Annotated in this window: 31 protein-coding genes and 1 tRNA gene; 27 read left to right on the top strand and 5 right to left on the bottom strand. The window is 46.8% G+C overall.

The window, feature by feature from the left end:
* Positions 1–2 precede the first annotated feature (2 nt).
* Positions 3–1,460 (bottom strand): cytosol nonspecific dipeptidase, encoded by a 1,458-nt coding sequence (pepD, locus tag ACJHWK_RS10850; RefSeq protein WP_001293009.1) that lies wholly within the window; start codon positions 1,458–1,460, stop codon positions 3–5.
* 260 nt (positions 1,461–1,720) lie between these two features.
* Here pepD and gpt point away from each other — a divergent pair, with 260 nt between their 5' ends.
* From gpt to crl, 3 genes are all read left to right on the top strand, one after another.
* Positions 1,721–2,179, top strand: a complete 459-nt coding sequence (gene gpt, locus ACJHWK_RS10845; RefSeq protein ID WP_001291990.1) for a xanthine phosphoribosyltransferase — start codon at positions 1,721–1,723, stop codon at positions 2,177–2,179.
* Positions 2,180–2,270: 91 nt separating this feature from the next.
* Positions 2,271–3,515, top strand: coding sequence for an esterase FrsA (gene frsA / locus ACJHWK_RS10840; RefSeq protein WP_000189541.1), 1,245 nt, complete (start codon positions 2,271–2,273; stop codon positions 3,513–3,515).
* 57 nt (positions 3,516–3,572) lie between these two features.
* Positions 3,573–3,974 carry a sigma factor-binding protein Crl gene (crl, locus tag ACJHWK_RS10835; RefSeq protein WP_000174684.1) on the top strand — a complete coding sequence of 134 codons (402 nt, stop codon included), beginning with the start codon at positions 3,573–3,575 and terminating at the stop codon, positions 3,972–3,974.
* A 38-nt stretch (positions 3,975–4,012) separates the two neighbouring features.
* On the opposite strand, the gene phoE is transcribed toward crl, so the two are convergent.
* Complete coding sequence (phoE, locus tag ACJHWK_RS10830; RefSeq protein WP_000749881.1) at positions 4,013–5,068, bottom strand: phosphoporin PhoE; 1,056 nt, start codon at positions 5,066–5,068, stop codon at positions 4,013–4,015.
* Positions 5,069–5,355: 287 nt separating this feature from the next.
* Here phoE and proB point away from each other — a divergent pair, with 287 nt between their 5' ends.
* From proB to ACJHWK_RS10795, 7 genes are all read left to right on the top strand, one after another.
* A complete protein-coding gene (gene proB / locus ACJHWK_RS10825; protein WP_001285288.1) occupies positions 5,356–6,459 on the top strand; it encodes a glutamate 5-kinase in 1,104 nt (367 codons plus the stop codon).
* Positions 6,460–6,470: 11 nt separating this feature from the next.
* Positions 6,471–7,724, top strand: coding sequence for a glutamate-5-semialdehyde dehydrogenase (proA, locus tag ACJHWK_RS10820; RefSeq protein WP_001521908.1), 1,254 nt, complete (start codon positions 6,471–6,473; stop codon positions 7,722–7,724).
* A gap of 114 nt (positions 7,725–7,838) precedes the next feature.
* Positions 7,839–7,914: transfer RNA gene (locus tag ACJHWK_RS10815), tRNA-Thr, on the top strand.
* A gap of 166 nt (positions 7,915–8,080) precedes the next feature.
* Complete coding sequence (locus ACJHWK_RS10810; RefSeq protein WP_000772649.1) at positions 8,081–9,295, top strand: tyrosine-type recombinase/integrase; 1,215 nt, start codon at positions 8,081–8,083, stop codon at positions 9,293–9,295.
* 128 nt (positions 9,296–9,423) lie between these two features.
* Complete coding sequence (locus ACJHWK_RS10805) at positions 9,424–10,221, top strand: hypothetical protein (RefSeq protein WP_000565285.1); 798 nt, start codon at positions 9,424–9,426, stop codon at positions 10,219–10,221.
* Between the two features lie 227 nt (positions 10,222–10,448).
* Positions 10,449–10,646, top strand: coding sequence for a helix-turn-helix transcriptional regulator (locus ACJHWK_RS10800; protein WP_000072422.1), 198 nt, complete (start codon positions 10,449–10,451; stop codon positions 10,644–10,646).
* A gap of 77 nt (positions 10,647–10,723) precedes the next feature.
* Positions 10,724–11,524 carry an antA/AntB antirepressor family protein gene (locus tag ACJHWK_RS10795; RefSeq protein ID WP_001515791.1) on the top strand — a complete coding sequence of 267 codons (801 nt, stop codon included), beginning with the start codon at positions 10,724–10,726 and terminating at the stop codon, positions 11,522–11,524.
* A 459-nt stretch (positions 11,525–11,983) separates the two neighbouring features.
* Here the strand turns inward: ACJHWK_RS10795 and ACJHWK_RS10790 are convergent, their stop codons facing one another.
* Both ACJHWK_RS10790 and ACJHWK_RS10785 read right to left on the bottom strand, forming a co-directional pair.
* Positions 11,984–12,184 (bottom strand): hypothetical protein, encoded by a 201-nt coding sequence (locus tag ACJHWK_RS10790; protein WP_071849567.1) that lies wholly within the window; start codon positions 12,182–12,184, stop codon positions 11,984–11,986.
* 57 nt (positions 12,185–12,241) lie between these two features.
* Positions 12,242–12,547 (bottom strand): YlcI/YnfO family protein, encoded by a 306-nt coding sequence (locus ACJHWK_RS10785; protein WP_001390385.1) that lies wholly within the window; start codon positions 12,545–12,547, stop codon positions 12,242–12,244.
* Between the two features lie 190 nt (positions 12,548–12,737).
* Between ACJHWK_RS10785 and ACJHWK_RS10780 the strand changes: the two genes are divergently transcribed.
* The 11 genes from ACJHWK_RS10780 (at position 12,738) to ACJHWK_RS10730 (ending at position 19,056) form a co-directional block, all read left to right on the top strand.
* Positions 12,738–13,103 (top strand): host cell division inhibitor Icd-like protein, encoded by a 366-nt coding sequence (locus tag ACJHWK_RS10780; protein ID WP_000929266.1) that lies wholly within the window; start codon positions 12,738–12,740, stop codon positions 13,101–13,103.
* Positions 13,096–13,320 carry a hypothetical protein gene (locus ACJHWK_RS10775; RefSeq protein WP_000335966.1) on the top strand — a complete coding sequence of 75 codons (225 nt, stop codon included), beginning with the start codon at positions 13,096–13,098 and terminating at the stop codon, positions 13,318–13,320. Before ACJHWK_RS10780 ends, ACJHWK_RS10775 begins: the two co-directional genes overlap by 8 nt.
* The gene (locus ACJHWK_RS10770) at positions 13,313–13,678 is read left to right on the top strand and encodes a hypothetical protein (RefSeq protein WP_001526651.1); all 366 of its coding nucleotides are present in this window, start codon (positions 13,313–13,315) and stop codon (positions 13,676–13,678) included. The genes ACJHWK_RS10775 and ACJHWK_RS10770 overlap by 8 nt, the downstream gene beginning before the upstream one ends.
* A complete protein-coding gene (locus ACJHWK_RS10765; protein WP_016239186.1) occupies positions 13,671–13,904 on the top strand; it encodes a hypothetical protein in 234 nt (77 codons plus the stop codon). Before ACJHWK_RS10770 ends, ACJHWK_RS10765 begins: the two co-directional genes overlap by 8 nt.
* A complete protein-coding gene (locus tag ACJHWK_RS10760) occupies positions 13,897–14,097 on the top strand; it encodes a hypothetical protein (RefSeq protein ID WP_000551487.1) in 201 nt (66 codons plus the stop codon). Before ACJHWK_RS10765 ends, ACJHWK_RS10760 begins: the two co-directional genes overlap by 8 nt.
* A gap of 4 nt (positions 14,098–14,101) precedes the next feature.
* Complete coding sequence (locus ACJHWK_RS10755) at positions 14,102–14,392, top strand: DUF4222 domain-containing protein (protein WP_021518381.1); 291 nt, start codon at positions 14,102–14,104, stop codon at positions 14,390–14,392.
* The gene (locus tag ACJHWK_RS10750) at positions 14,389–16,194 is read left to right on the top strand and encodes a DUF5906 domain-containing protein (protein WP_021518382.1); all 1,806 of its coding nucleotides are present in this window, start codon (positions 14,389–14,391) and stop codon (positions 16,192–16,194) included. The genes ACJHWK_RS10755 and ACJHWK_RS10750 overlap by 4 nt, the downstream gene beginning before the upstream one ends.
* Before the next feature lie 383 nt (positions 16,195–16,577).
* Positions 16,578–17,108, top strand: a complete 531-nt coding sequence (locus ACJHWK_RS10745; protein WP_024189478.1) for a ProQ/FINO family protein — start codon at positions 16,578–16,580, stop codon at positions 17,106–17,108.
* The gene (locus ACJHWK_RS10740) at positions 17,105–17,392 is read left to right on the top strand and encodes a PerC family transcriptional regulator (protein ID WP_021518384.1); all 288 of its coding nucleotides are present in this window, start codon (positions 17,105–17,107) and stop codon (positions 17,390–17,392) included. Before ACJHWK_RS10745 ends, ACJHWK_RS10740 begins: the two co-directional genes overlap by 4 nt.
* Before the next feature lie 134 nt (positions 17,393–17,526).
* Positions 17,527–18,669: a hypothetical protein gene (locus ACJHWK_RS10735; protein WP_021518385.1), complete on the top strand. Its 1,143-nt coding sequence runs from the start codon at positions 17,527–17,529 to the stop codon at positions 18,667–18,669.
* Positions 18,670–18,732: 63 nt separating this feature from the next.
* The gene (locus ACJHWK_RS10730) at positions 18,733–19,056 is read left to right on the top strand and encodes a hypothetical protein (RefSeq protein WP_016262937.1); all 324 of its coding nucleotides are present in this window, start codon (positions 18,733–18,735) and stop codon (positions 19,054–19,056) included.
* A gap of 62 nt (positions 19,057–19,118) precedes the next feature.
* On the opposite strand, the gene ACJHWK_RS10725 is transcribed toward ACJHWK_RS10730, so the two are convergent.
* Positions 19,119–19,319 (bottom strand): hypothetical protein, encoded by a 201-nt coding sequence (locus tag ACJHWK_RS10725; protein ID WP_024189479.1) that lies wholly within the window; start codon positions 19,317–19,319, stop codon positions 19,119–19,121.
* 15 nt (positions 19,320–19,334) lie between these two features.
* On the opposite strand from ACJHWK_RS10725, the gene ACJHWK_RS10720 reads away from it, so the two are divergent.
* The 6 genes from ACJHWK_RS10720 (at position 19,335) to ACJHWK_RS10695 (ending at position 23,556) form a co-directional block, all read left to right on the top strand.
* Positions 19,335–19,502 (top strand): hypothetical protein, encoded by a 168-nt coding sequence (locus tag ACJHWK_RS10720; RefSeq protein ID WP_021518386.1) that lies wholly within the window; start codon positions 19,335–19,337, stop codon positions 19,500–19,502.
* Positions 19,499–19,771: a hypothetical protein gene (locus ACJHWK_RS10715; RefSeq protein WP_001723130.1), complete on the top strand. Its 273-nt coding sequence runs from the start codon at positions 19,499–19,501 to the stop codon at positions 19,769–19,771. The genes ACJHWK_RS10720 and ACJHWK_RS10715 overlap by 4 nt, the downstream gene beginning before the upstream one ends.
* Positions 19,772–19,870: 99 nt before the next feature.
* Positions 19,871–20,398 carry a hypothetical protein gene (locus ACJHWK_RS10710; protein WP_021518387.1) on the top strand — a complete coding sequence of 176 codons (528 nt, stop codon included), beginning with the start codon at positions 19,871–19,873 and terminating at the stop codon, positions 20,396–20,398.
* A 293-nt stretch (positions 20,399–20,691) separates the two neighbouring features.
* Positions 20,692–20,871 (top strand): hypothetical protein, encoded by a 180-nt coding sequence (locus tag ACJHWK_RS10705; protein WP_021518388.1) that lies wholly within the window; start codon positions 20,692–20,694, stop codon positions 20,869–20,871.
* Between the two features lie 349 nt (positions 20,872–21,220).
* Positions 21,221–22,447 carry a DNA methyltransferase gene (locus tag ACJHWK_RS10700; RefSeq protein WP_410234835.1) on the top strand — a complete coding sequence of 409 codons (1,227 nt, stop codon included), beginning with the start codon at positions 21,221–21,223 and terminating at the stop codon, positions 22,445–22,447.
* Positions 22,444–23,556, top strand: a complete 1,113-nt coding sequence (locus tag ACJHWK_RS10695) for a DUF262 domain-containing protein (RefSeq protein ID WP_021518390.1) — start codon at positions 22,444–22,446, stop codon at positions 23,554–23,556. The genes ACJHWK_RS10700 and ACJHWK_RS10695 overlap by 4 nt, the downstream gene beginning before the upstream one ends.
* Position 23,557 lies beyond the last annotated feature (1 nt).

Below are 23,557 nucleotides of genomic sequence, written 5' to 3'. Positions count from 1 at the left end.
AATTACTTCGCCGGAATTTCTTTCAGCAGCTCAGTCAGCAGTGTCCAGTAATGACCTACGCTTTCGATGTGAACTTGCTCATCCGGAGAGTGTGGACCGGTGATTGTTGGCCCGATAGAAACCATGTCCATTTCCGGATACGGTTTTTTGAACAGACCACATTCCAGGCCCGCGTGGATAATCTGGATGTTCGGCGTCTTGTTGAACAGACGCTGATAAGTTTCACGTACCAGATGCATCACCGGAGAATTAGCGTCCGGCTGCCAGCCAGGATATGCGCCTTTCGCTTCGGTTTTCGCGCCAGCCAGTTTACCCAGCGAATCCAGCATGCTCACCACGTAGTCTTTACCGCTGTCGATCAGAGAACGGATCAGGCAGTGAATTTCTACGTTATTGTCAGTCATGGTCACCACACCGACGTTCAGGGAGGTTTCCACCACACCTTTTGCCACATCGGAATTGCGGATCACACCGTTCGGGGTGGCGTTCAGCAGACGAATAAAGGTATCGCGAGATTTCGCAATCAGGGCAGCTTTATCGTTCGCAACAGAGTCCAGCAGCAATGCCAGATTTTTCTCTTTCTCTGCCAGCTCGTTTTTCAGGATCTCCTGATAGGTATTCACCAGAGATTTCAGGGCGTCGACTTTATCAGCTGCGACAGCAATGGTCGCAAAGGCTTCACGCGGGATGGCGTTACGCAGTGTGCCACCGTTGAAATCGATAAGGCGCAGGTCCAGCTCTTCTGCATGACCCGCCAGGAAGCGCACCAGCAGTTTGTTGGCATTACCCAGGCCAACGTGGATTTCACCGCCGGAGTGACCGCCTTTCAGGCCTTTTAAGGTTAACTTGAAGGTTTCAAAACCAGCTGGAACCGCTTCACGATCTAAATGCAGGTTGGAGGTGAAGTCGATACCCCCCGCGCAACCCATGTAGATTTCACCTTCCTCTTCGGAGTCGGTGTTAATCAGAATATCAGCCTGCAACCAGTTGCTCTGTAAGCCAAAAGCACCATCCATACCGGCTTCTTCGGTCATGGTCAGCAGCACTTCCAGCGGGCCGTGAACCACGTTTTCGTCAGCCAGAACCGCCAGCGCAGACGCCATACCAATGCCGTTATCCGCACCCAGCGTGGTGCCGCGCGCTTTAACCCATTCGCCATCAATATAAGGCTGGATAGGATCTTTAGTGAAGTCATGCACGGTGTCGTTATTTTTCTGCGGCACCATATCGAGGTGGGCCTGCAAGACGACTGGTTTACGATTTTCCATACCTGCGGTAGCAGGTTTACGAATCAGGATATTACCTACCTGATCGCGTTCGACATGGAAACCTTTCTCTTTTGCCCAACCAACAATGTATTCAGCGAGTTGCTCTTCATGATAGGACGGGTGAGGAATAGAACAGATTTTGGCAAAAATATCCCACAGCGGCTGTGGAGATAATTGAGACAGTTCAGACACGTTAAGTCTCCTTGTCGATCACCCGCAAAACAGTATTGCAGGTCACAGGGTTAGCAGAAAATGTTGTCAACACAAGACAGGCTTGCGAGATATGTTTGAGAATACCACTTTATCCCGCGTCAGGGAGAGGCAGTGCGTAAAAAGACGCGGACTCATGTGAAATACTGGTTTTTAGTGCGCCAGATCTCTATAATCTCGCGCAACCTATTTTCCCCTCGAACACTTTTTAAGCCGTAGATAAACAGGCTGGGACACTTCACATGAGCGAAAAATACATCGTCACCTGGGACATGTTGCAGATCCATGCACGTAAACTCGCAAGCCGACTGATGCCTTCTGAACAATGGAAAGGCATTATTGCCGTAAGCCGTGGCGGTCTGGTACCGGGTGCGTTACTGGCGCGTGAACTGGGTATTCGTCATGTCGATACCGTTTGTATTTCCAGCTACGATCACGACAACCAGCGCGAGCTTAAAGTGCTGAAACGCGCAGAAGGCGATGGCGAAGGCTTCATCGTTATTGATGACCTGGTGGATACCGGTGGTACTGCGGTTGCGATTCGTGAAATGTATCCAAAAGCGCACTTTGTCACCATCTTCGCAAAACCGGCTGGTCGCCCGCTGGTTGATGATTATGTTGTTGATATCCCGCAAGATACCTGGATCGAACAGCCGTGGGATATGGGCGTCGTATTCGTCCCGCCAATCTCCGGTCGCTAATCTTTTCAACGCCTGGCACTGCCGGGCGTTGTTCTTTTTAACTTCAGGCGGGTTACAATAGTTTCCAGTAAGTATTCTGGAGGCTGCATCCATGACACAGGCAAACCTGAGCGAAACCCTGTTCAAACCCCGCTTTAAACATCCTGAAACCTCGACGCTAGTCCGCCGCTTTAATCACGGCGCACAACCGCCTGTGCAGTCGGCCCTTGATGGTAAAACCATCCCTCACTGGTATCGCATGATTAACCGTCTGATGTGGATCTGGCGCGGCATTGACCCACGTGAAATCCTCGACGTCCAGGCACGTATTGTGATGAGCGATGCCGAACGTACCGACGATGATTTATACGATACGGTGATTGGCTACCGTGGTGGCAACTGGATTTATGAGTGGGCCACCCAGGCGATGGTGTGGCAACAAAAAGCCTGTGCGGAAGAAGATCCGCAACTCAGTGGTCGTCACTGGCTGCATGCGGCTACGTTGTACAACATTGCCGCCTATCCTCATCTGAAAGGAGATGACCTGGCCGAGCAAGCGCAGGCTTTGTCAAACCGCGCCTATGAAGAGGCCGCTCAGCGTCTGCCGGGCACCATGCGGCAGATGGAGTTTACCGTACCCGGCGGTGCGCCCATCACCGGCTTTTTGCATATGCCGAAAGGCGATGGCCCGTTCCCGACAGTATTAATGTGTGGTGGTCTGGATGCGATGCAGACGGACTATTACAGCCTGTATGAACGTTATTTTGCGCCGCGCGGCATTGCGATGCTGACTATTGATATGCCGTCGGTGGGCTTTTCTTCAAAATGGAAGCTCACCCAGGACTCCAGCCTGTTGCATCAGCACGTCTTAAAGGCGCTGCCTAACGTACCGTGGGTAGATCACACTCGCGTCGCGGCCTTTGGTTTCCGTTTCGGCGCTAACGTTGCCGTGCGTCTGGCATACCTTGAATCGCCGCGTCTGAAAGCGGTTGCCTGTCTTGGTCCGGTAGTTCATACCCTGTTGAGTGATTTTAAGTGCCAGCAACAGGTGCCGGAAATGTATCTTGACGTTCTGGCGAGCCGTTTGGGGATGCATGATGCTTCCGACGAAGCGTTGCGCGTGGAGCTGAATCGCTATTCATTAAAAGTGCAAGGATTGCTGGGACGTCGCTGCCCAACGCCAATGTTATCAGGCTACTGGAAGAACGATCCGTTCAGCCCGGAAGAGGACTCACGCTTAATCACCTCATCATCTGCTGACGGTAAATTGTTAGAGATCCCATTTAACCCGGTGTATCGGAATTTTGACAAAGGTCTTCAGGAAATCACCGACTGGATTGAAAAACGATTGTGTTAAAAATTTGCTAAATTTTACCAATTTGGTAAAACAGTTGCATCACAACAGGAGATTGCAATGACGTTACCGAGTGGACACCCGAAGAGCAGATTGATCAAAAAATTTACCGCACTAGGCCCGTATATTCGTGAAGGTAAGTGCGAAGATAATCGATTCTTTTTCGATTGTCTGGCTGTATGCGTCAACGTGAAACCGGCACCGGAAGTGCGTGAGTTCTGGGGCTGGTGGATGGAACTGGAAGCGCAGGAATCCCGTTTTACCTACAGTTACCAGTTTGGTCTGTTCGATAAAGCAGGCGACTGGACGAGTGTTCAGATAAAAGATGCCGAAGTGGTTGAACGACTGGAGCACACCCTGCGTGAATTTCACGAGAAGCTGCGTGAGCTGCTGGCGACGCTGAATCTGAAGCTGGAACCGGCGGATGATTTTCGTGATGAACCGGTGAAGTTAACGGCGTGAGTGAAATGTGCCGGATGCATCACATCCGGCAATATCCATTAAAACTGATAGGTCATGCCAACCGCGACAATATCATCATTATTGATGTTCAGCTTATTATCGCTATCCAGTTGGTTGATTTTATAATCAACAAACGCTGACATATTTTTGTTGAAATAATATGTAGCACCGACGTCGATATAATTGACCAGATCTTCATCACCGATACCTTCAATATCTTTCCCTTTCGATAAGACATAACCCAGGGATGGACGCAGACCAAAGTCAAACTGGTATTGAGCGACCGCTTCAAAGTTCTGTGTCTTATTGGCAAAGCCGCCAGTTATTGGCGTCATTTTGCGTGTTTCAGAATAGAAAGTTGCCAGATAAATATTATTGGCATCGTATTTCAGACCTGTTGCCCATGCTTCTGCACGCTTGCCTGTGCCACGGCTTTGCAGGTTCTGCTCGTTAGTGCGATCGGAGTTGGTATAGGCCCCACTGATGGCGAAATCGCTGCCACCAAAGTCATATGTCAATGACGTACCGAAGCCATCGCCGTTTTGCTTTTTAACGTCGCGGTTTTCGTTTTTCCCTTGATATTGCAGGGTTAAGTTCAGGCCATCGATAACGCCGAAGAAGTCGGTGTTACGGTAAGTAGCCAGACCGCTGGCGCGTTTGGTCATAAAGTTGTCGGTCTGCGCCGAGGAGTCGCCACCAAATTCCGGGAACATATCGGTCCAGGCTTCCACGTCATACAGCGCGCCCAGGTTACGACCATAATCGAAAGAACCCAAATCTTTATATTTCAACCCGGCAAAAGCGAGACGCGTTTTTTGCTGTGCAGTATCACTCTCCGCTTTATTACCGGCAAACTCCGCTTCCCACCGACCATAACCCGTCAGTTGATCGTTAATTTGTGTTTCGCCTTTAAAACCAAAACGGATATAACTCTGGTCGCCATCTTTACTGTCGTTATCACTCATATAATGCATGGCTTTAACTTTGCCATAGACATCCAGTTTATTACCGTCTTTGTTATATATTTCTGCGGCCTGTACGGATGCAGATGCCACAATGCCCATCACCACTAATGCCAGAGTGCTCTTTTTCATTTTCATTCCTGATTTTAATTAACGCGCGAATATTCAGCGGGAGAGTCCCGTTGAAAACAGGAAAGTTTTTAACCTGAGATTGTTAAAGATATATTACAGATTAATAATATTCTTAAAATGTGGTAATTTATTAAATCTGTAATAAAAGCGTAAACAACTGCCGCTACGCTTGCTGATCCCGCGCAACAAAACACCATGCTTTGCTCGCAGATGGTTGGCAACCGACGACAGTCCTGCTAAAACGTTCGTTTGATATCATTTTTCCTAAAATTGAATGGCAGAGAATCATGAGTGACAGCCAGACGCTGGTGGTAAAACTCGGCACCAGTGTGCTAACAGGCGGATCGCGCCGCCTGAACCGTGCCCATATTGTTGAACTCGTTCGCCAGTGCGCGCAGTTACATGCCGCCGGGCATCGGATTGTTATTGTGACGTCGGGCGCGATTGCCGCCGGACGTGAGCACCTGGGTTACCCAGAACTACCAGCGACTATCGCCTCGAAACAACTGCTGGCGGCGGTAGGGCAGAGTCGACTGATTCAACTGTGGGAACAGCTGTTTTCTATTTATGGCATTCACGTCGGGCAAATGCTGCTGACCCGTGCTGATATGGAAGACCGTGAACGCTTCCTGAACGCCCGCGACACCCTGCGTGCGTTGCTCGATAACAATATCGTTCCGGTAATCAATGAGAACGATGCTGTCGCGACTGCAGAGATTAAGGTCGGCGATAACGATAACCTTTCTGCGCTGGCGGCGATTCTGGCGGGTGCCGATAAACTGTTGCTGCTGACCGATCAAAAAGGTTTGTATACCGCTGACCCGCGCAGCAATCCGCAGGCAGAACTGATTAAAGATGTTTACGGCATTGATGACGCACTGCGCGCGATTGCTGGCGACAGCGTTTCAGGCCTCGGAACTGGCGGCATGAGTACCAAATTGCAGGCCGCGGACGTGGCTTGCCGTGCGGGTATCGACACCATTATTGCCGCGGGCAGCAAGCCGGGCGTTATTGGTGACGTGATGGAAGGCATTTCCGTCGGTACGCTGTTCCATGCCCAGGCGACCCCGCTTGAAAACCGTAAACGCTGGATTTTCGGTGCACCACCTGCGGGTGAAATCACGGTAGATGAAGGGGCAACCGCCGCCATTCTTGAACGCGGCAGCTCCCTGTTGCCGAAAGGTATTAAAAGCGTGACTGGCAACTTCTCGCGTGGTGAAGTGATCCGCATTTGTAACCTCGAAGGTCGCGATATCGCCCACGGCGTCAGTCGTTACAACAGCGATGCATTACGCCGTATTGCCGGACACCACTCGCAAGAAATAGATGCAATACTGGGATATGAATACGGCCCGGTTGCCGTTCACCGTGATGACATGATTACCCGTTAAGGAGCTGGCCGATGCTGGAACAAATGGGCATTGCCGCGAAGCAAGCCTCGTATAAATTAGCGCAACTCTCCAGTCGCGAAAAAAATCGCGTGCTGGAAAAAATCGCCGATGAACTGGAAGCACAAAGCGAAATCATCCTCAACGCTAACGCCCAGGATGTTGCTGACGCGCGTGCCAATGGCCTTAGCGAAGCGATGCTTGACCGTCTGGCACTGACGCCCGCACGGCTGAAAGGCATTGCCGATGATGTGCGCCAGGTGTGCAACCTCGCCGATCCGGTGGGGCAGGTGATTGATGGTGGTGTGCTGGACAGCGGTCTGCGTCTGGAGCGTCGTCGCGTACCGCTGGGGGTGATTGGCGTGATTTATGAAGCTCGCCCGAACGTGACGGTTGATGTCGCTTCGCTGTGCCTGAAAACCGGTAACGCAGTGATCCTGCGTGGTGGCAAAGAAACCTGTCGCACTAACGCTGCAACGGTGGCGGTGATTCAGGACGCCCTGAAATCCTGCGATTTACCGGCAGGCGCAGTACAGGCGATTGATAATCCTGACCGCGCGCTGGTCAGTGAAATGCTGCGTATGGATAAATACATCGACATGCTGATCCCGCGTGGTGGCGCTGGCCTGCATAAGCTGTGCCGCGAACAGTCGACAATCCCGGTGATCACAGGCGGTATAGGCGTATGCCATATTTACGTTGATGAAAGTGCAGAGATCGCTGAAGCCCTGAAAGTAATTGTCAACGCGAAAACTCAGCGTCCGAGCACATGTAATACGGTAGAAACGTTGCTGGTAAATAAAAACATCGCCGATAGCTTCCTGCCCGCATTAAGCAAGCAAATGGCGGAAAGCGGCGTGACATTACACGCAGATGTAGCTGCGCTGGCGCAGTTGCAGGCAGGCCCCGCGAAGGTGGTGGCTGTTAAAGCCGAAGAGTATGACGATGAGTTTCTGTCATTAGATTTGAACGTCAAAATCGTCAGCGATCTTGACGATGCCATCGCCCATATTCGTGAACACGGCACACAACACTCCGATGCGATCCTGACCCGCGATATGCGCAACGCCCAGCGTTTTGTTAACGAAGTGGATTCGTCCGCTGTTTACGTTAACGCCTCTACGCGTTTTACCGACGGCGGCCAGTTTGGACTGGGTGCGGAAGTGGCGGTAAGCACACAAAAACTCCACGCGCGTGGCCCAATGGGGCTGGAAGCACTGACCACTTACAAGTGGATCGGCATTGGTGATTACACCATTCGTGCGTAAATAAAACCGGGTGATGCAAAAGTAGCCATTTGATTCACAAGGCCATTGACGCATCGCCCGGTTAGTTTTAACCTTGTCCACCGTGATTCACGTTCGTGAACATGTCCTTTCAGGGCCGATATAGCTCAGTTGGTAGAGCAGCGCATTCGTAATGCGAAGGTCGTAGGTTCGACTCCTATTATCGGCACCATTCTAATGTCTCCCCAAGTCTACTCAAGTATTTAAAAACCTCTTATAATCCGCATGTTAGCGCCCCTTTTAGTCTTTTGACGTCTACTTAAGTACTCCAAAATCTACAGTCAATTGGGGGTACTTTTGGGGGTATTTGCTGTTCGGTTTAGTGGAGGTACCCCCAAGTGAAACTCAATGCCCGTCAAATAGACACTGCCAAGCCAAAAGAGAAGGCTTACAAGCTGGCTGATGGTGGTGGTCTGTATCTCTTGGTAAAACCTAGTGGAGGAAAATATTGGCGCTTCAAGTATCGTGTAGCTGGTAAAGAGAAGCTGTTAGCACTAGGTGTGTATCCTGAAGTTACCTTGGCTGATGCTCGTGCAAAACGTGAAGAAGCTAAAAGGGGTATCGCTGGGGGTATCGATCCGATGGAAGCGAAACGAGAGGAAAAGATTGCCCGGGAAACGCAGTTAAACAACACCTTCAAAGATATTGCCCTTGAGTGGCACAGCAGCAAATTAAAAAAATGGTCTGCTGGTTATGCTTCAGACATCCTCGAAGCCTTCAACAAAGATGTGTTCCCTTACATTGGCAAAAAACCAATCGCCGAAATCAAACCACTTGAACTGCTGAATGTGCTGCGGCGCATCGAGGGGCGCGGTGCTACCGAAAAAGCCAAAAAAGTGAGGCAGCGATGTGGGGAAGTTTTCCGCTATGCAATTGTCACTGGACGTGCTGAGTATAACCCTGCACCGGATCTCACCAGCGCGATGCAAGGTCATGAATCTAATCATTATCCTTTCCTCACAGCCAAAGAATTACCTGATTTTTTCAAGGCATTGTCCAGTTACTCAGGAAGTGCATTGGTTGTTATGGCGGCTCGTTTACTGATTATCACCGGTTTGCGGACTGGCGAACTGCGCGGTGCATTATGGGATGAAATCGATCTCAACAAGGCTATCTGGGAGATACCTGCTTCACGGATGAAAATGCGTCGCCCTCATGTAGTGCCTTTGTCTGAGCAGGCTCTTTCGCTTATTGGGCAGATTAAAGAACTAACTGGCAATTATCCGCTTATGTTTCCCGGCCGTAATGATCCAAGGAAAACAATGAGCGAGGCTAGCATAAACCAAGTATTTAAACGCATCGGCTATAACGGAAAGGTTACTGGTCATGGCTTCCGGCACACTATGAGCACCATTTTGCATGAGCAGGGCTATAACACCGCGTGGATAGAGACACAGCTTGCGCACGTTGATAAAAACTCAATTCGTGGCACATACAACCATGCGCAATATCTGGATGGGCGGCGGGAAATGCTTCAGTGGTACGCTGATTATATGGATTCGCTCGAGCATGGCGGAAATGTGGTGCATGGTGAGTTCGGAAAATGCGGGTGACTGGTTGAGTATACAGTAGTAGACTTTGAGCGACGAAAGAAAAGGCTGTGTCTAGGGTCGCTCCCGAAAATCCGTACACCTCGACGGACTGGTACAGCCACTACAGTAGAGGACGCTGAGGTGTGCGTATGATTGATATTCATGCCGAATTAAACGAATACAAAAAAGATTTTATTTCTTTACGTGAATTTCTTGAGGTCGTGCTTAAGGTCGCTGGTGATGATTATGATGTTTCAGATGTCATAACTTGGATACTCAGGAGAATAAGCGGAGAACATATCCGCCTGTACACAGTAAATGAATTTAAGCTGTTGGAATCTTTTTGTAACCCGTATCGGGATGAATTTGATAATGATGTTCTTTATAGAAATCTGAATGCGGTTCGGAAACGTGGTTGTTTACCTGGTGAGAGGGATGAAAATGGTTTTCTGGTGTCCGGTTATTGGGAAGATCCCGAATTTGAGAACATTGGATTTATAAGGGGTGAAATTTTCGCAATTTTTCCCGATGTCCTTGACGCGTTAACGAAGCTGGAAGGCGCTAACTCTTCTGAAAATGACGAGGCACAAGGACGCGATATTGAAAAGAAAGAGTTGCGTACAGAGGATGATTTATTATCCCAAATCGCAATGCTGGAAAAAGAAAACGCAGAGTTAAGGGCAAGGATAGAGCAGTTAGAGCAAGAGCGCCCGATACACTTATATAAATACTGGGATAAAGACCCATTAGCTAAGGCTATTGAGATTAGAAACAGAGAGTGGGCCAATTACGATCCAGAAAATGATTTTGCCACCAGGGGAAATCAAGAAGCGATAACCAGGGAGCTTAAGCAGTGGGGGGCAAGTAATGCACTTGCAACGCTCATAGAGAGGACTGCCTGCCCTATTAACCGAGACAACAGTCAAAAGAACGCAAAGCCGGATTAACGCACCATACCGCATACCCTGAGGGTGATTTACTGTTACCCTGAGGGTATTTTTTTATCTTCCCCGTCAATTTTACCATCACCCTTAGGGTAGATTTCCTCCCGATTACCATCACCCTTAGGGTAGATTTCCTTCCGGTAACCATTAGGCCTGAGGGTATGAAAATATTCGTTATTTCTGTGCCATGATTACCTCGTCAAATTGAGTAGACGTTATGAGGTAAATATATGTCAAATACGCTTATTCGTTTAACAGAAGTTCAGCGTAGAACTGGATATAGCAAGGCATGGATTTATCGCCTTATGGGGCAAGGTAAATTTCCTGCATCAGTTAAAATTGGCTCGCGAGCTATTGCTTTCGTTGAGAGTGAAATTGACGAGTGGATTAATCAGCGTATTGCGGAATCACGCGGAACAGCTACCTGATTAAATGGCTACGGGGCTATTGCCCCCAGCTATCCACCAGCAAATAAAAGTAACTTAATTCGATAGCAGGAGTTTTTATGAAATTTCCAAAAACGCCCGTACAGGGGCGGGGCTTCGTTCGGCCTGAAAACCAGAATCTGCAAAATTTCGGCGAAATTATCCCGATTATTTCCGGCGTTATTGGCGGGAGTGAAACCACTATTGTTAGCGCCAGAGCGTTACATAAGGCGTTAGGTGTAGGGCGCGTTTTCCGTTCGTGGATCAAGGGGCGCATTGAAGAATATGGGTTCACGGAAGGCGTGGATTATGAGGTTGTTGAATATTTGAGCCGACCCGATCCGGTGAGCGCAAAATCTCGCCAGCAAACCGCTCTTGAGTACATCATCACAGTGAACATGGCGAAAGAACTGGCGATGGTCGAACGTACCGAACAGGGCCGCGCCGTTCGCCAGTACTTTATCAAATGCGAGGAGGAGCTACACAAGGTTGCGCCTGTTCGTTCCGCAGCGTTACGCCGGGAACTGAAAGCCCGTATCACAGTTGCCAGCTACTTTAAGCCAATGTGTGCCGCGCTGGAGGCGTACCGGGCTGAACTGGGTAAAAACACACTCCAGCACCACTACACCACGGAAGCGAACATGCTGGCGCGTATCGTGCTGGGTGGCATGACTGCAAAACAGTGGGCACTGGCGAACGGCATTACAGGCGAACCACGCGACCACATGAGCACGTTGCAGCTTGAGCACCTTTCTTACCTTGAGCAGAGCAATATCACGCTGATTGAGTTAGGCCAGGACTACCACCAGCGGAAGGCTGAATTAATTCGTCTTTCGCAGCGTTGGTTAGCCCGTCGCATGGAGGAAAACAGCCATGTGTAACGCTCTGACCGTTACAAAAAGAGAAAGCGCCCCGTTGCCGGAGCGCCTTTGTGAACGAATAGCCTACTGCGCCATATTGCTTACTGTCTACGAGGCAGATTATAGCGTTGTGGTCGCACAGAGTGAAGGCGCTGATCACCGTTACTACAGCACGCCAGAAATGCAGAATATTTTGCTGCAAAATGTCGTTGGTCACACTGTCCGGAAAGCAAAAAATTTTGCTGGTGGCGCGACTGATGCGATTTTGTCAGGTCGCCAGGTGCTGATCAATCTGATGTCTGATTTCGTTCTGGATAAAACAAAGGCGACCGCAGAGGGCCGCCAGTGGGAAAGCTACATACTTGAACGCATCGCCAACAATGCCAGATTTGCGGCTGGTGGGCAATGTGTCAGCTTTGCACCAATGACTCTATGTTTAACTGAGGGTCATTATGGTGAATATGCTGGCTTGCTGGTGGGCTATTCCTGCTCTTTAACATTGCCATGCCGCGATGTTTTCCAGGTATGCGACCCCATTTTTGTGCACCTGTACTCTTTAAGGAATTTCTCAAGGACAAACGCACAGGGCGCGAATCTGTCTGACTCATGCTCGTACGCTATCTTTCTGCGCTGTCTTTTCCGTGCCGGTGATGGTGTATTGGTTGATTCTTTGTTGGTCATGGCGCTGCCCTGTAAAATAATGCACCGTAGTTCCTCACACCACGGCACCTATAGTGGTTATTCCTGCTCTTTAGCTTTGCGCCGCTGGAGTTCTTCACGCGCGACGGTGACGAGTTGCCCGATTTCCTCGGCAGCTTTGACTCCGATTTTTTCCACCTGCGCTAGGGCATCGAGCGAAGAAACCAGGGGATTTTCTCCGCTTCCTTCTGCCTGGCGGCGGGCGATTTCACCGCGAACGGCTGTAATCACGAAAGCGGCTATTGTTTCCCCTTCCGTTTTCGAATTTTCCATTTCCTCGATTACATCATGGGGGAAGCGGATATTTTTCATTTGCGATCTGCTGTTGATGTTTCCTGTTGCCATCAGAATGTCCGGTTATTTTGAGGTGTGTACACATTACACCAAAAGGTGTGTTGATAAAACACTTGACACTGTAGCACACTTAAATTTAATTTGTATATACACCAATTGTTGTGGTGTATATACAGCAACGCCCCGCAGTGGTGGCACACATGCAGGGCGTCTAACCAAACCGTTAAACGAGGTAACGATTATGGCTGGAACACAGCATACCCAAACTCACCCTAAATTTATATACACCTTCCTGGCGGTGCACCGTGATTGCATTGCTGACGGTAAAAACACTGTACACGTAGCCGCCGATACGCTGGTTGATGCCTGCGAGATGCTCAATGACATGGGCTATATCTCGGCAACATGGAAAGGGCGCGAAGAAAACACGCTGTTTATTCAGAAATGCGAAAACAATTTTATCTGGCGTTTTATCGCCCTGAGTACGGCACAACCGCGCGTGATTCACATCGAGGCCACCAGCGAACAGGAAGCACGCCAGCAATCTCCTGATGGCTGCGTGATGGTATTCGCTGCCCGTATTCGCCAGGAGGTGGAGCATGTGTAATGCAACATGGCCTGATGCAGCGGTAGACGCTATCAAAACGCTGATGGATTCACTTATTGAGATTTCTGCTATCGCTGGTGTGGCGCATAAACACGCAGCCAGAGAATCAGAATGCATCTCCCATTATTTAGCATTTGTGCAGCTGAAAGCCGATCAGGCACTGGATAAGGCCGGAAAAATTATCATGGCTGATGTACAGGAGGTGCACCATGCATAACCTGTCAATTTCTGACCTTAACAGCATTCAGTTTGACGAGATATTTTCCGGGCAGCTACTGGTCAACGTGGAGAATGGACGCGTGGTAAGTAATTATCACCTGCCGGATGGTGCAATTGCCGGAAGCGTTGAAGCATTGCTGGAGCTGGCGGAACGTGCGCGACTGATTAAGCCGTCAACGTGCCATCACGATGATGATCTGCATTTTACCGGGTGTATGGTGAGTCACTACGAAAACGGCGTTGAAGTATCCTGCGAACGTCTGCGTGATGATTGCTGTTTCGGCACACTGCCGGAATTTATCGAATTGCTGACCAGTTGCGGTTATCAGGTCATTCAGGGGGGTAAACATGCGTGATGATCGTTTTAATTCCCTGAAACAGGAGTTTGATGGCGCACCGGAAGATACATCGGGCGCATTGTTGAGCATTGCTGACATGATGAAAGCTGCATATTTTCTTATCAATACCAGTGGCTACAAGTCAGAGGGTGAAATGATTCTTAGTATTGCGTCGGACTATGCTGAATATGTGGCAGAGACGCGTTACAGAAGAAAATCTCTGGAGGATGTAAGCCATGCATAATCATGAAGCGCATGTACCCGTAGTGCTTAATGTGCCAGATGATTTCACCGGACGCGTGCTGGTTTACCTGGATAAAGGGAAAGTGAAATCACAATGCCGACTGAAAAGTAATGAGATTGTTGGTTCTCCTGAATTTTTTTCTGAACTTTGTATTCGTGCGGAAATAAAACCGGAACTGCTGACAGGAAAATAAAACCATGAAAAAGAAAAATTCTGGCTTTACTGCCAGCGGCCTCTCTCGGCCTGAAATCCGCCCCGGTGATATTTTCCGGGACACCAGACGCGGGGGACGGGTGGTTATTCGTCACGTTACGCCAGGCAATATCACCTACCGCCGTGAGGCTTACGAATATGACTGCGTAATGCCGCGCCGTCAGTTTGAGCGTGATTTTATTCTGGTGGAAAACAAACAACAGGCAGTGGCGAGACGTGCAGCCACGAATATTAAAAAAATCCGGGCAATGTTGGTTGCGGGAGGTAAGAAGTGAAAAACGCACCGAATTTAAAATATCAGCCGAAGGATAAATTCACCGAGGTAATCATTTTTGCCGGGACGGATGCTTACGCCCATGCTCAACACTGGATTGAAAGCGAAGGACGAAAACACGGCGATAACGTGCCTCCTGTTTACCTGGGGCCAAAGCAACTGGCAGACCTGGCGAATATCCGCATTGTCGACGATGAACGTCGCTTTGCGCGTGTCTATCTCGCGGGGGAGATAGAGCCAATCCAGATCAATGCTATTGCTGAAAAGCTGGCGCTGGCTGGTGTACAGGACGCGAAATTATACAAAGGTATCACCGACCGGGAGCCGGAAAACTGGCGCGACTACCTGCAACGGATCCGCGAACAGGCAGAGAGTGGGGAAGTTTCAGCGATGAAATTAGCCACAAAAAATATTGACCTATCCAGGCCAGCACTAAATCAGATGGGAGCCAGCCAGAGAGGGGAAGTGTTACTTGAATATTATGGAAGAGCACTGGCTATAAATGATGATTCTGATGTAGTTCACCATTACAACGGAATTGTCTGGGTGCCTGTATCTGATAAGGAACTCCAGCGGTCTATGGCGAAGATTTTTATTGATGCTGGAATCAGTTATTCGCAAAACGCCATTAAATTTGCCGTAGACACAATGAAATTGAGCCTGCCTGTTATGGGCGGGGCAGACAGGAATCTTATTGGATTCAGTAACGGGGTATTTGATACCCGGACGGGAAATTTTCGGGAGCATAACAAAAATGACTGGTTGTTAAATGCCAGTGAATTACCGTTCAGCCCACCAGCAGAGGGGGAAACGCTGGCAACACATGCGCCGAATTTCTGGAAGTGGCTGCGTCGTTCGGTGGCAGATAATGAGCGTAAAGCTGATCGCGTACTGGCGGCATTATTCATGGTACTGGCGAACCGGTACGACTGGCAGTTATTCCTTGAGGTAACAGGCCCAGGCGGAAGCGGTAAAAGTGTGATGGCTGAGATTTGTACCATGCTGGCGGGTAAGGCCAACACAGTATCGGCAAGCATGAAGGCTCTGGAAGACGCAAGGGAACGCGCGTTAGTAGTTGGCTTTTCGCTGATTATCATGCCGGATATGACTCGCTACGCTGGCGATGGTGCAGGAATTAAGGCAATTACTGGCGGCGACAAGGTGGCAATTGATCCGAAACATAAAGCCCCCTACTCCACACGTATTCCGGCAGTAGTGCTTGCGGTAAACAATAACGCCATGTCATTCAGTGACCGAAGCGGGGGGATCTCGCGTCGTAGGGTGATATTTAATTTCTCTGAGGTCGTACCGGAGAACGAACGCGATCCCATGCTGGCGGAAAAGATAGAAGGCGAACTGGCGGTAGTGATTCGCCATTTGCTAACACGATTTACCGACCAGGACGAAGCTAAAAGACTACTTTATGAGCAGCAAAAATCAGAAGAAGCGCTGTTGATAAAGCGCGAAGGTGATTCACTGGTGGACTTTTGCGGCTATCTGATGTCGTTGGTTAAATGTGAAGGAATGATGGTGGGCAATGCGGAAATAGTGCCATTTAGCCCGAGGCGATACCTGTATCATGCTTATTTAGCCTATATGTCAGCGCATGGCCTGGGAAAACCAGTATCACTGACACGCTTTGGTACTGATATGCCAGGAGCTATGGCGGAATACGGAAAGGAGTATAAGCGGGCTAAATGCACTAAAGGCCCGGATAAAGGGCGAGTGATAACAAATGTTCTGTTAGATGATGATGCTGATGGCTGGTTGCCAGCAGCTACAGGGATTAACGACAGAACATAATACGAAATTTATAAGCTGAAACGTAAAGGTAGACGGTTGGTAGACAGATTCACTTAACCCTCTACCAACCATCTACCAATTAATATTTTGAATTATAAAGATATTTTCAATGTGGTAGAGAGGTAGACAGTTATTTCTATATTCCTACACCACGGGGGGTATATAAAAAACAGATAGTTAAGGGGGCATTTTTTAAATTTCTCTTTTAACTGTCTACACTGTCTACCATTTAGTAAAAATCATTAATTATCAATGTATTAATGCGGTAGACCGTTGGTAGACAGTTTGCAGATTGTTTTTTTGTTATGTGTTAATAACATTAAATAAATCAATCAATTATATCGGTAGACAGTTGGTAGACAGTTGTAACGATGGGGCAAAGCATGACTAAGCTGACCATTAACAGAAAACCAAAAGGTATTTACGGCACGCCGCAGAAAACGACGCAGGCGGCGCAGCAGCAGGATAAAACCACATCGGCGCATAAAGTGATGCCCGGTAACCAGAAAGCGCAGCAGAAGCCCACAGGGGCAACACCGTGGCGGCATATGACCAAACGGCAGCGAAAAAACCGCAGACGCGTTAACCGCCTCACTGAGTTGTGGCCTGAATTATTCAGCCGGGAAGCACCGAAGCCGCTTAAGGTGGGGATATTCGACGACCTGATGCAGGATCTCGCCGTCAGGGGGCTGGCATTCGGGCCAGGGGCATTGCGTGCGACGCTGGCATCTTATGCGCAGTGTCCGCGCTATTACCGCGCCTTAATGGCTGGTGGGGTACGCTACGACCTGAAATGCCAGCCGTGCGGCGAGGTGACACCACAGGAACAACAGGACGCAGAAACGCGGCTGGTTGCGCTGAATGAGAAACGCAAACGTCAGCGTCGGGCAGCAAAGGAGAAAACAGGCGCATGATTCACGACAGCAAAGCGGAAGCTCTGGAAGCGCGTGGTCTGTACCGGAGAGCGGCGGCGCGGTGGGCTGAGGTCATCATGCTGGCGAATGATGACAAGGCACGGGAGCAGGCGGCAAAACGTCGCGCGGAATGTATCCACAAGGCAGCACGCCCACCAGCAAGGCAGGATAATTTCGGGGAGATGCGCAAAACCATCAGCCGGGCACATGCCGGGATGGGATTACATCAGCCCAATGGTGAGGCATTCAGGAAATACCAAAAAAAGAACAATTGTAGTCAGTAACAGAGGATGGGATTCTCTTGGTTTTTTGTTGATGCTTTCTGAGGAAATCTACTACGTTGCTGAGCAGATGAATATTCAATTGCATCTGGGTTCCTGATAAGATTAATCTGAATATTTTCATTTGGAATAGGGATATGAATAAAACTTTAATTGCAACATTAGTCGGTATAGTAATGTTAACCGGATGTGGGCCAGAAGAGTTAACTCCAGAACAGAAACAGGAAGTAGCGGCTCTTAAAGCTGAACTGTCGCAAACGGAAGGTGAAATATCAGCAGCTAAGGAAGTTGACCAGCAGTTTTCTGGTGGGTTGATAAAAAATCTGACAACAGCAAGACTGGAAATATTAGGAACTAATAAAGCGCTTTTGGAACAGCGTATTAATGCTATTGAATCAGGCGCCAAAATTGATGTTGTTGTATCTGGAGTAAAACCTGATCCTGAGCTTGCTGCTTCAATTAAAACTGAAATTGACAGCTTAGATGCAAAAATCAACGAAGCCAAAGCTGATGCTCGTCAGTATAGTGGTGGTCTGATAAAGGTACTAAAATTATCTACTGTTGCCACTGAAGAGCAGACTATGGCAATGTTGCAGCAAAAGTACCTCACAGCCAAGTATGGCCTCGCTGAAGTTAAGCTGGCATCAGTACAAGATAATGACGCAAAAAACAGTACTGAAACGGAAGTAACAGCCAAAAATTCCCAAGATCAACTTCCTTTACTCCCGCCAGCGGATGGTCCGTTTGGCTTAGAAGCCGGTCTTACACAGAAAAACATCGAAGATATGATCGGTGCTAAGCTCAAGCCACTACCAGACAGTGTGAATCTGTATACTTCTGATAAATTACCGAAGCAAAACGCAGATTTTGAAATGTATGGTTTGTTGATCTCCCCGAAAGCTGGTTTATGTCAAATACGGGCTTTAGGAAAAAATATTGATACTGATAGCTATGGATTGGCTCTTAAATCCAAGTTTGAAGAATTGAGTAATTCTTTAAGTTCTCTGTATGGAAAGGCTGATACTACAGACTTTTTGCTGGCTGGTTCAATTTGGAAAGATCCTCAGGACTGGATGAGGGGGCTAAACAAAAAAGAACGCTTCTTATCTGCCACATGGAAGGGAACAAAAGAAATACCATTAAAAAACAATATTGATACTATCTCTATTGAGGCCAGAGCGAACAATTCCACTCAGGGATATGTCTATCTGCAGTACTCATTTACAAATGACGAAATTTGTCAGGCAGAAATTGAAGGGGCGAAAAAAAGTTCCCTTTAAACAATCCGTGCAAAGCCCCTTAGTAAGGGGCTTTTATATATTAATGTCCAACGGGGGGATTAGATGAAAGATAATCTAGAAAAACTAATTGAAAATACTTTAAAAGATATTCTATTAGCTAATGCTGCTCTAACATTCATTTTTGCAATACCAATGGCTATTATCAGTAGGCATGGGATGGGCATCACAATCTGGTTTATAACTGTGCTCATTGCACCTGCTCTGTGTGCAGTAGGTGCATGGCTTGTATCTCGAACATTCGGCCATGCTGAGGAGTTCTTTCATCGTCGGTGGGCTAAGCGAATTTATGTTTTTTATACTCTTGCGGCTGCCGAGTTTTTGCTTGTGTACTCAATCGCGCAAATAATGAAAAATCTGATGAAATAATTAACAAGTTATTATCATGGGGTTTGCGGCTGTTAACCTGCAGTGAGGCGACAATCGTGTATTTATAAAAACTTCCCCTTTTCACTCCCCGCTGTTTCTTCTGCTATTGCCTTTATGTTTGCATGCACCAACATCTGCCATACCTTTGCAGAAAAATCAGAGCATTCAGTGCCGAAGGTTGGTTTATTGATGCTTTTCGTTTCATTTATTGCAATTGTCTCTGGTATCATTTCAATTTGTGCAATAATTGCAATTATTGTCATTCAGAAGGGATCATCATGAAAAATCACGGAGTAAAGCCAGTTTTACTTTCCCGGAGGCAGATCGAAGCCCTGCAACGCATCCAGGACGAAGAGCGTCAGAAATCTGTGCTTGGTGTGGCACCGTCGATTCATGTTACTGCCCGGCAACTGATGGATAAGGCACTTAAAGAGGTGAGGCTGTGAAATTAAATATCAGAGTGGATAAACGCCAGCTATGGCAGAAAAAAGAGAACAGCGAGGCATTCAGGGCTTTGCTGGTGGAAAATCTTCGGCACCGGTTCAGTGGAGAGTTGCCAGATGCACTGGGGAAGAAACTGGAATCCCTGACAGTGGAAATTGGCGATTATGGCTTTGTTGATGTTGAAAGCACGACTGCCAACACAGAAATCGTAAAACAGGTCGTCAATGATGTAATGAAAACCACGCTTAGCCAGCCATCCTGGCGCAACTGAATCAGTAAGGGGCGGTTATTGCCCCTTTCCTCCATACCCACAACGCATTCCCTTTCCGCATGAAATTATTTTTTATCGTATATGCATGAGGTGAGCTACATGTTGATGAGTAAAGCCGAATACGCCAAATACAAAGGCGTAAGCCGCCAGACAGTTTACGACTGGCTCGAGAAAGGCGAAGTGGTCATGTCCGGTAAAAAAATTGATGTGGAAGCGACAGAGCAGCGGAACAGCCCACCAGCACAGGGGAAAGACACCATTTCTGAAATGTGGCCAGAAAGAACGCTGGAAATGACATGGGGCGAGTTCTGGAAAGCAGTTAAGGCCAGAGACGGTAAAATTCCTGCGCCAGTAACGGACGAGGGCATACAGCAGCATGTGCTGTATGCAGCCGGGGAATTAGGCTGGGAAGTGCACTTTCTTGATGATGGTGCTATCTGTCTTGAGGATGATGAAGGGCAGCATTACTTTGAAAAATACAATTTGCGAGGTAATGCCAGGCTGGCAATTCGTATGCTGCGTTGCGAACTCTGCTATGTTGCCAGCGATTGTCCCGATGAACAGGACACATGGAGTGAGGCAGGACTAAACGCCTTGGCTGAATGGGAAAAATCAGGCCATCAATGACCTCAAAAAGTGTCAAGTTGAGCAGTTTGCCAGGTTGACACTTTACACTCTGAACGCGAAAAAGTGTCAACCTCGCTGGATGCCTCGCCATTACTGGCCTTGTACCATATTCACCACGTCAAAAAACCGAAAAAATAGCGAAAAGTGTCAAGTTGCCATGCTTAGAAATGCTAAGGTTTGATAAGGTTTTTCGCGAAAAAGTGTCAAGTGTGTCAACCTGCGGTATTAAGATTTATTAAGGTCTTAAGCCGGAAAGTGTCAACCAGCCCCTAAGATTTCCTAAGGTGTAAATCATGACCATCACCGAAGCCGATATGCTGGAGATGCTCCGCAGCATTGCCGAAATCAAACAACCAGCAAGCAAAATTAACAGGTGTTCAGCGCCTGTTTCCGTTGTGCTGCAACAGGAACGCCACCAGCATGATGATGTGAGGCCGTATCAGTGGAAGAAACCGGACAGGCTGCGGCGATAAAGGGTTGTTTAAAAGGTAGTTCAAAATTGAGTTCGCTAGCCGTCTAGCTTATCGATGCGTTAATTGGTTGATATTTTTTATGTCGTAATATTGTGTTCTGTGGCTGGTGGGAGTTTATGTTGAAAACTACCGATTCTGATAGGCTTTTTGCCATACGTATGCAGGAGAATTGACCATGTGAAGCAGGCAGGCATGTTGAGGAGAGCACTTACGCAGGATTGCTTAATCATTATTGAAAGACTCTGTGTTTCAAGTATCCTAATCAGTTAACTTCAGGAGCAAATTTTGAGCTTATACGGATCCCCGTATTATGAGCCTCAATTGAAAATTTTGGGTAAGTGATTTAAAGATGATTGCAGGCGCGAAAAGAGGGAGAAACGAACGCAAGGGGCTTCACTCTTGGCATCCATACTATGCGGGCTATTCAGAGTCATTTGTGGCTTCTGTTTTGCAGGCTGAAGGAGTTAAGTCGTCCGCTACCGTTCTTGATCCTTGGATGGGAAGCGGTACCACTGGTATAGTTTGTCAAAAGCAAACCATAAAGTGTATTGGAGCAGATATTAATCCTGTAATGAGCTATTTTGCTGCAGCCAAAAGTAGGGATAATATTTCAGCGCTGGATTATACCGGAGAGCAACTCCTGGAAAGGATACTGCTTTGCTTTAGAAAAAAAACAAAAGATATAACTGAGTCATCGAAGGGCTATCCACTTATTGAACAGTTACAAAAGTTTTATAAATGTATCTGTGATCAGTTTATGGATAAAGGACAAAATGATATCGTAAATCCTTTAAAAGCATTTTATTGCAGTGTTTTATTTTATACTGTTCGCAATGTCCTTGATGTTAGGTCAACTTCAAATCCTACATGGATTTCTAAAAAAGTAGACTTTAATAATAAATTTGATATTTGTTTTGAATATAATAAAAATTTTAAAATTATGCGTGAGCAGTTAAGTGAATATTATGGCAGCGCTAATGGGGGGGCATGTTACTCGATTTTAAACGTGGATAGTAAAAAATTAAATATTAAAACTAACACAATTGATCTTGTTATTACATCGCCACCGTATTTAACACGAATAGACTATGCCGTTTCTACTCGTCTTGAGTTGGAAATAATTTTAGGGAGTGAGGGATATAAGTCTCTTAGAAAGGAAATGATGGGCACGACGACTGTGCCTAAAGTTGCGGATGAAATTAATAAAAAATGGGGGCCATTGTGTATGGATGTTTTGTCATCGGTAACATCGCATACATCAAGAGCATCTGGAAGTTATTACCTTAAAAATAAAATTAGATATTTTTCTGATGCGTATGAGTCATTAATGGAAATCTTTAGAGTTTTAAAGGTAGGTTGCTCTGGTTATTTTGTAATACAAAATTCATATTATAAGGAAATAGAGATTCCGCTTTATGATATTTATTGTGAAATGGCGCTTTCTATTGGGTTTTCAGAAGCGAAATGTGTGAGAGAAGATCAAGTTAAAGCAATATTTGGACAAATAAATACCAAGTCAAAAAATTATATTAAAGATAAAGTTTATTTTGAAAAAATCATAAGGATAACAAAATGAATGACGTAACTAAATTGCTATCTCAGATAGATGAAAAAAGAGATGAGGTAGTAACTGATTCTTATACCATATCATGGCGTGAAGTAATTAATCTATATAAAGAAAATGAGATAACCATTTCTCCAGACTACCAAAGGCTTTTTCGTTGGGATAACGCAAGACAAAGCCAATTTATCGAGTCATTACTTTTAAATATACCTACGCCAACACTTTTTTTCTACATTGATAATAATGGTAAGCAGGAGGTTATCGATGGATTGCAACGTGTAAGTACTATAATTAGATTTTTTTCAGAGGATATTTTTAATAAGGAAGAAATAGATAATGCAAAGAAACAAAACTCTGTAAATGATGTCCGTAATCCAACTGTTCTTGATGATGTGCCTATAATTACAGAATTAAATGGATGGACTGCAAAAGGATTGCCGGACAAAGTTAGCCGAACTATAAAAAATGCGCGAGTAAATGTTGTTATTTTGGAGCAAGAAACAAAACCTGAAACTAAATATAATGTTTTTAAACGACTGAATAGGTCTGGTGTTCGTTTGAGTGACCAGGAAATACGTAATTGCATGGCTAGATTAGCAGGGAATGAATTTGCAGATCGCTTACGTAAGATGGCCGAAATTGATGGTATTGTTCAAGCTCTTGGAATAAATGAAGATGGCCAAAAATCTCAAGGTGTTGAGGAAGCTTTGCTACGAGTTATGGCATCTTTGACTTATGCGGATAAATTTAGCCATAGTGTAACTGACTTTTTGGATGAATTTATGTTCTACGCGGCAGAACATAATGTTATTGATATTAATTTTGAATTAAAAATAAAAAGAACTTTTGATTTGATAAATATTGCTGGTTTATCTGGTAAAGCATTTAAATTTAGAAAGGATGGTGCTCCAAGTGGCCCGTTTAGTACTAATTTATTAGATGTTGTTGCTGTTGGTATTTTTAGTAATGTAGATAATTTAACACCTGCTGAGGTGGCGAAAAGATTTGATTATTTAATGGATGGTGAGATCAAAGAATTAAGAGCTTGTACTGGTTCTGGATCTAATACTAAAGCCAAATTAGAGAAAAGAATCGCTCTTGGGAAGAAGGTGTTTGGATAAA

This window comes from Escherichia sp. WS547, from assembly GCF_046486065.1.
GTDB lineage: Bacteria > Pseudomonadota > Gammaproteobacteria > Enterobacterales > Enterobacteriaceae > Escherichia > Escherichia coli.
Note: the sequence above shows the minus strand (reverse complement) of the source record. Positions and strands in the feature narration are given on the sequence as shown.

Excerpts from the sequence above, each read along its gene's own strand:
- gpt (WP_001291990.1), top strand. The coding sequence starts at position 1,721 with ATGAGCGAAAAATACATCGTCACCTGGGACATGTTGCAGATCCATGCA.
- frsA (WP_000189541.1), top strand. The coding sequence starts at position 2,271 with ATGACACAGGCAAACCTGAGCGAAACCCTGTTCAAACCCCGCTTTAAA.
- crl (WP_000174684.1), top strand. The coding sequence starts at position 3,573 with ATGACGTTACCGAGTGGACACCCGAAGAGCAGATTGATCAAAAAATTT.
- phoE (WP_000749881.1), bottom strand. The coding sequence starts at position 5,068 with ATGAAAAAGAGCACTCTGGCATTAGTGGTGATGGGCATTGTGGCATCT.
- proB (WP_001285288.1), top strand. The coding sequence starts at position 5,356 with ATGAGTGACAGCCAGACGCTGGTGGTAAAACTCGGCACCAGTGTGCTA.
- proA (WP_001521908.1), top strand. The coding sequence starts at position 6,471 with ATGCTGGAACAAATGGGCATTGCCGCGAAGCAAGCCTCGTATAAATTA.
- ACJHWK_RS10805 (WP_000565285.1), top strand. The coding sequence starts at position 9,424 with ATGATTGATATTCATGCCGAATTAAACGAATACAAAAAAGATTTTATT.
- ACJHWK_RS10800 (WP_000072422.1), top strand. The coding sequence starts at position 10,449 with ATGTCAAATACGCTTATTCGTTTAACAGAAGTTCAGCGTAGAACTGGA.
- ACJHWK_RS10795 (WP_001515791.1), top strand. The coding sequence starts at position 10,724 with ATGAAATTTCCAAAAACGCCCGTACAGGGGCGGGGCTTCGTTCGGCCT.
- ACJHWK_RS10790 (WP_071849567.1), bottom strand. The coding sequence starts at position 12,184 with ATGACCAACAAAGAATCAACCAATACACCATCACCGGCACGGAAAAGA.
- ACJHWK_RS10785 (WP_001390385.1), bottom strand. The coding sequence starts at position 12,547 with ATGGCAACAGGAAACATCAACAGCAGATCGCAAATGAAAAATATCCGC.
- ACJHWK_RS10780 (WP_000929266.1), top strand. The coding sequence starts at position 12,738 with ATGGCTGGAACACAGCATACCCAAACTCACCCTAAATTTATATACACC.
- ACJHWK_RS10775 (WP_000335966.1), top strand. The coding sequence starts at position 13,096 with ATGTGTAATGCAACATGGCCTGATGCAGCGGTAGACGCTATCAAAACG.
- ACJHWK_RS10770 (WP_001526651.1), top strand. The coding sequence starts at position 13,313 with ATGCATAACCTGTCAATTTCTGACCTTAACAGCATTCAGTTTGACGAG.
- ACJHWK_RS10765 (WP_016239186.1), top strand. The coding sequence starts at position 13,671 with ATGCGTGATGATCGTTTTAATTCCCTGAAACAGGAGTTTGATGGCGCA.
- ACJHWK_RS10760 (WP_000551487.1), top strand. The coding sequence starts at position 13,897 with ATGCATAATCATGAAGCGCATGTACCCGTAGTGCTTAATGTGCCAGAT.
- ACJHWK_RS10755 (WP_021518381.1), top strand. The coding sequence starts at position 14,102 with ATGAAAAAGAAAAATTCTGGCTTTACTGCCAGCGGCCTCTCTCGGCCT.
- ACJHWK_RS10745 (WP_024189478.1), top strand. The coding sequence starts at position 16,578 with ATGACTAAGCTGACCATTAACAGAAAACCAAAAGGTATTTACGGCACG.
- ACJHWK_RS10740 (WP_021518384.1), top strand. The coding sequence starts at position 17,105 with ATGATTCACGACAGCAAAGCGGAAGCTCTGGAAGCGCGTGGTCTGTAC.
- ACJHWK_RS10735 (WP_021518385.1), top strand. The coding sequence starts at position 17,527 with ATGAATAAAACTTTAATTGCAACATTAGTCGGTATAGTAATGTTAACC.
- ACJHWK_RS10730 (WP_016262937.1), top strand. The coding sequence starts at position 18,733 with ATGAAAGATAATCTAGAAAAACTAATTGAAAATACTTTAAAAGATATT.
- ACJHWK_RS10725 (WP_024189479.1), bottom strand. The coding sequence starts at position 19,319 with ATGACAATAATTGCAATTATTGCACAAATTGAAATGATACCAGAGACA.
- ACJHWK_RS10720 (WP_021518386.1), top strand. The coding sequence starts at position 19,335 with ATGAAAAATCACGGAGTAAAGCCAGTTTTACTTTCCCGGAGGCAGATC.
- ACJHWK_RS10710 (WP_021518387.1), top strand. The coding sequence starts at position 19,871 with ATGTTGATGAGTAAAGCCGAATACGCCAAATACAAAGGCGTAAGCCGC.
- ACJHWK_RS10705 (WP_021518388.1), top strand. The coding sequence starts at position 20,692 with ATGACCATCACCGAAGCCGATATGCTGGAGATGCTCCGCAGCATTGCC.
- ACJHWK_RS10700 (WP_410234835.1), top strand. The coding sequence starts at position 21,221 with ATGATTGCAGGCGCGAAAAGAGGGAGAAACGAACGCAAGGGGCTTCAC.
- ACJHWK_RS10695 (WP_021518390.1), top strand. The coding sequence starts at position 22,444 with ATGAATGACGTAACTAAATTGCTATCTCAGATAGATGAAAAAAGAGAT.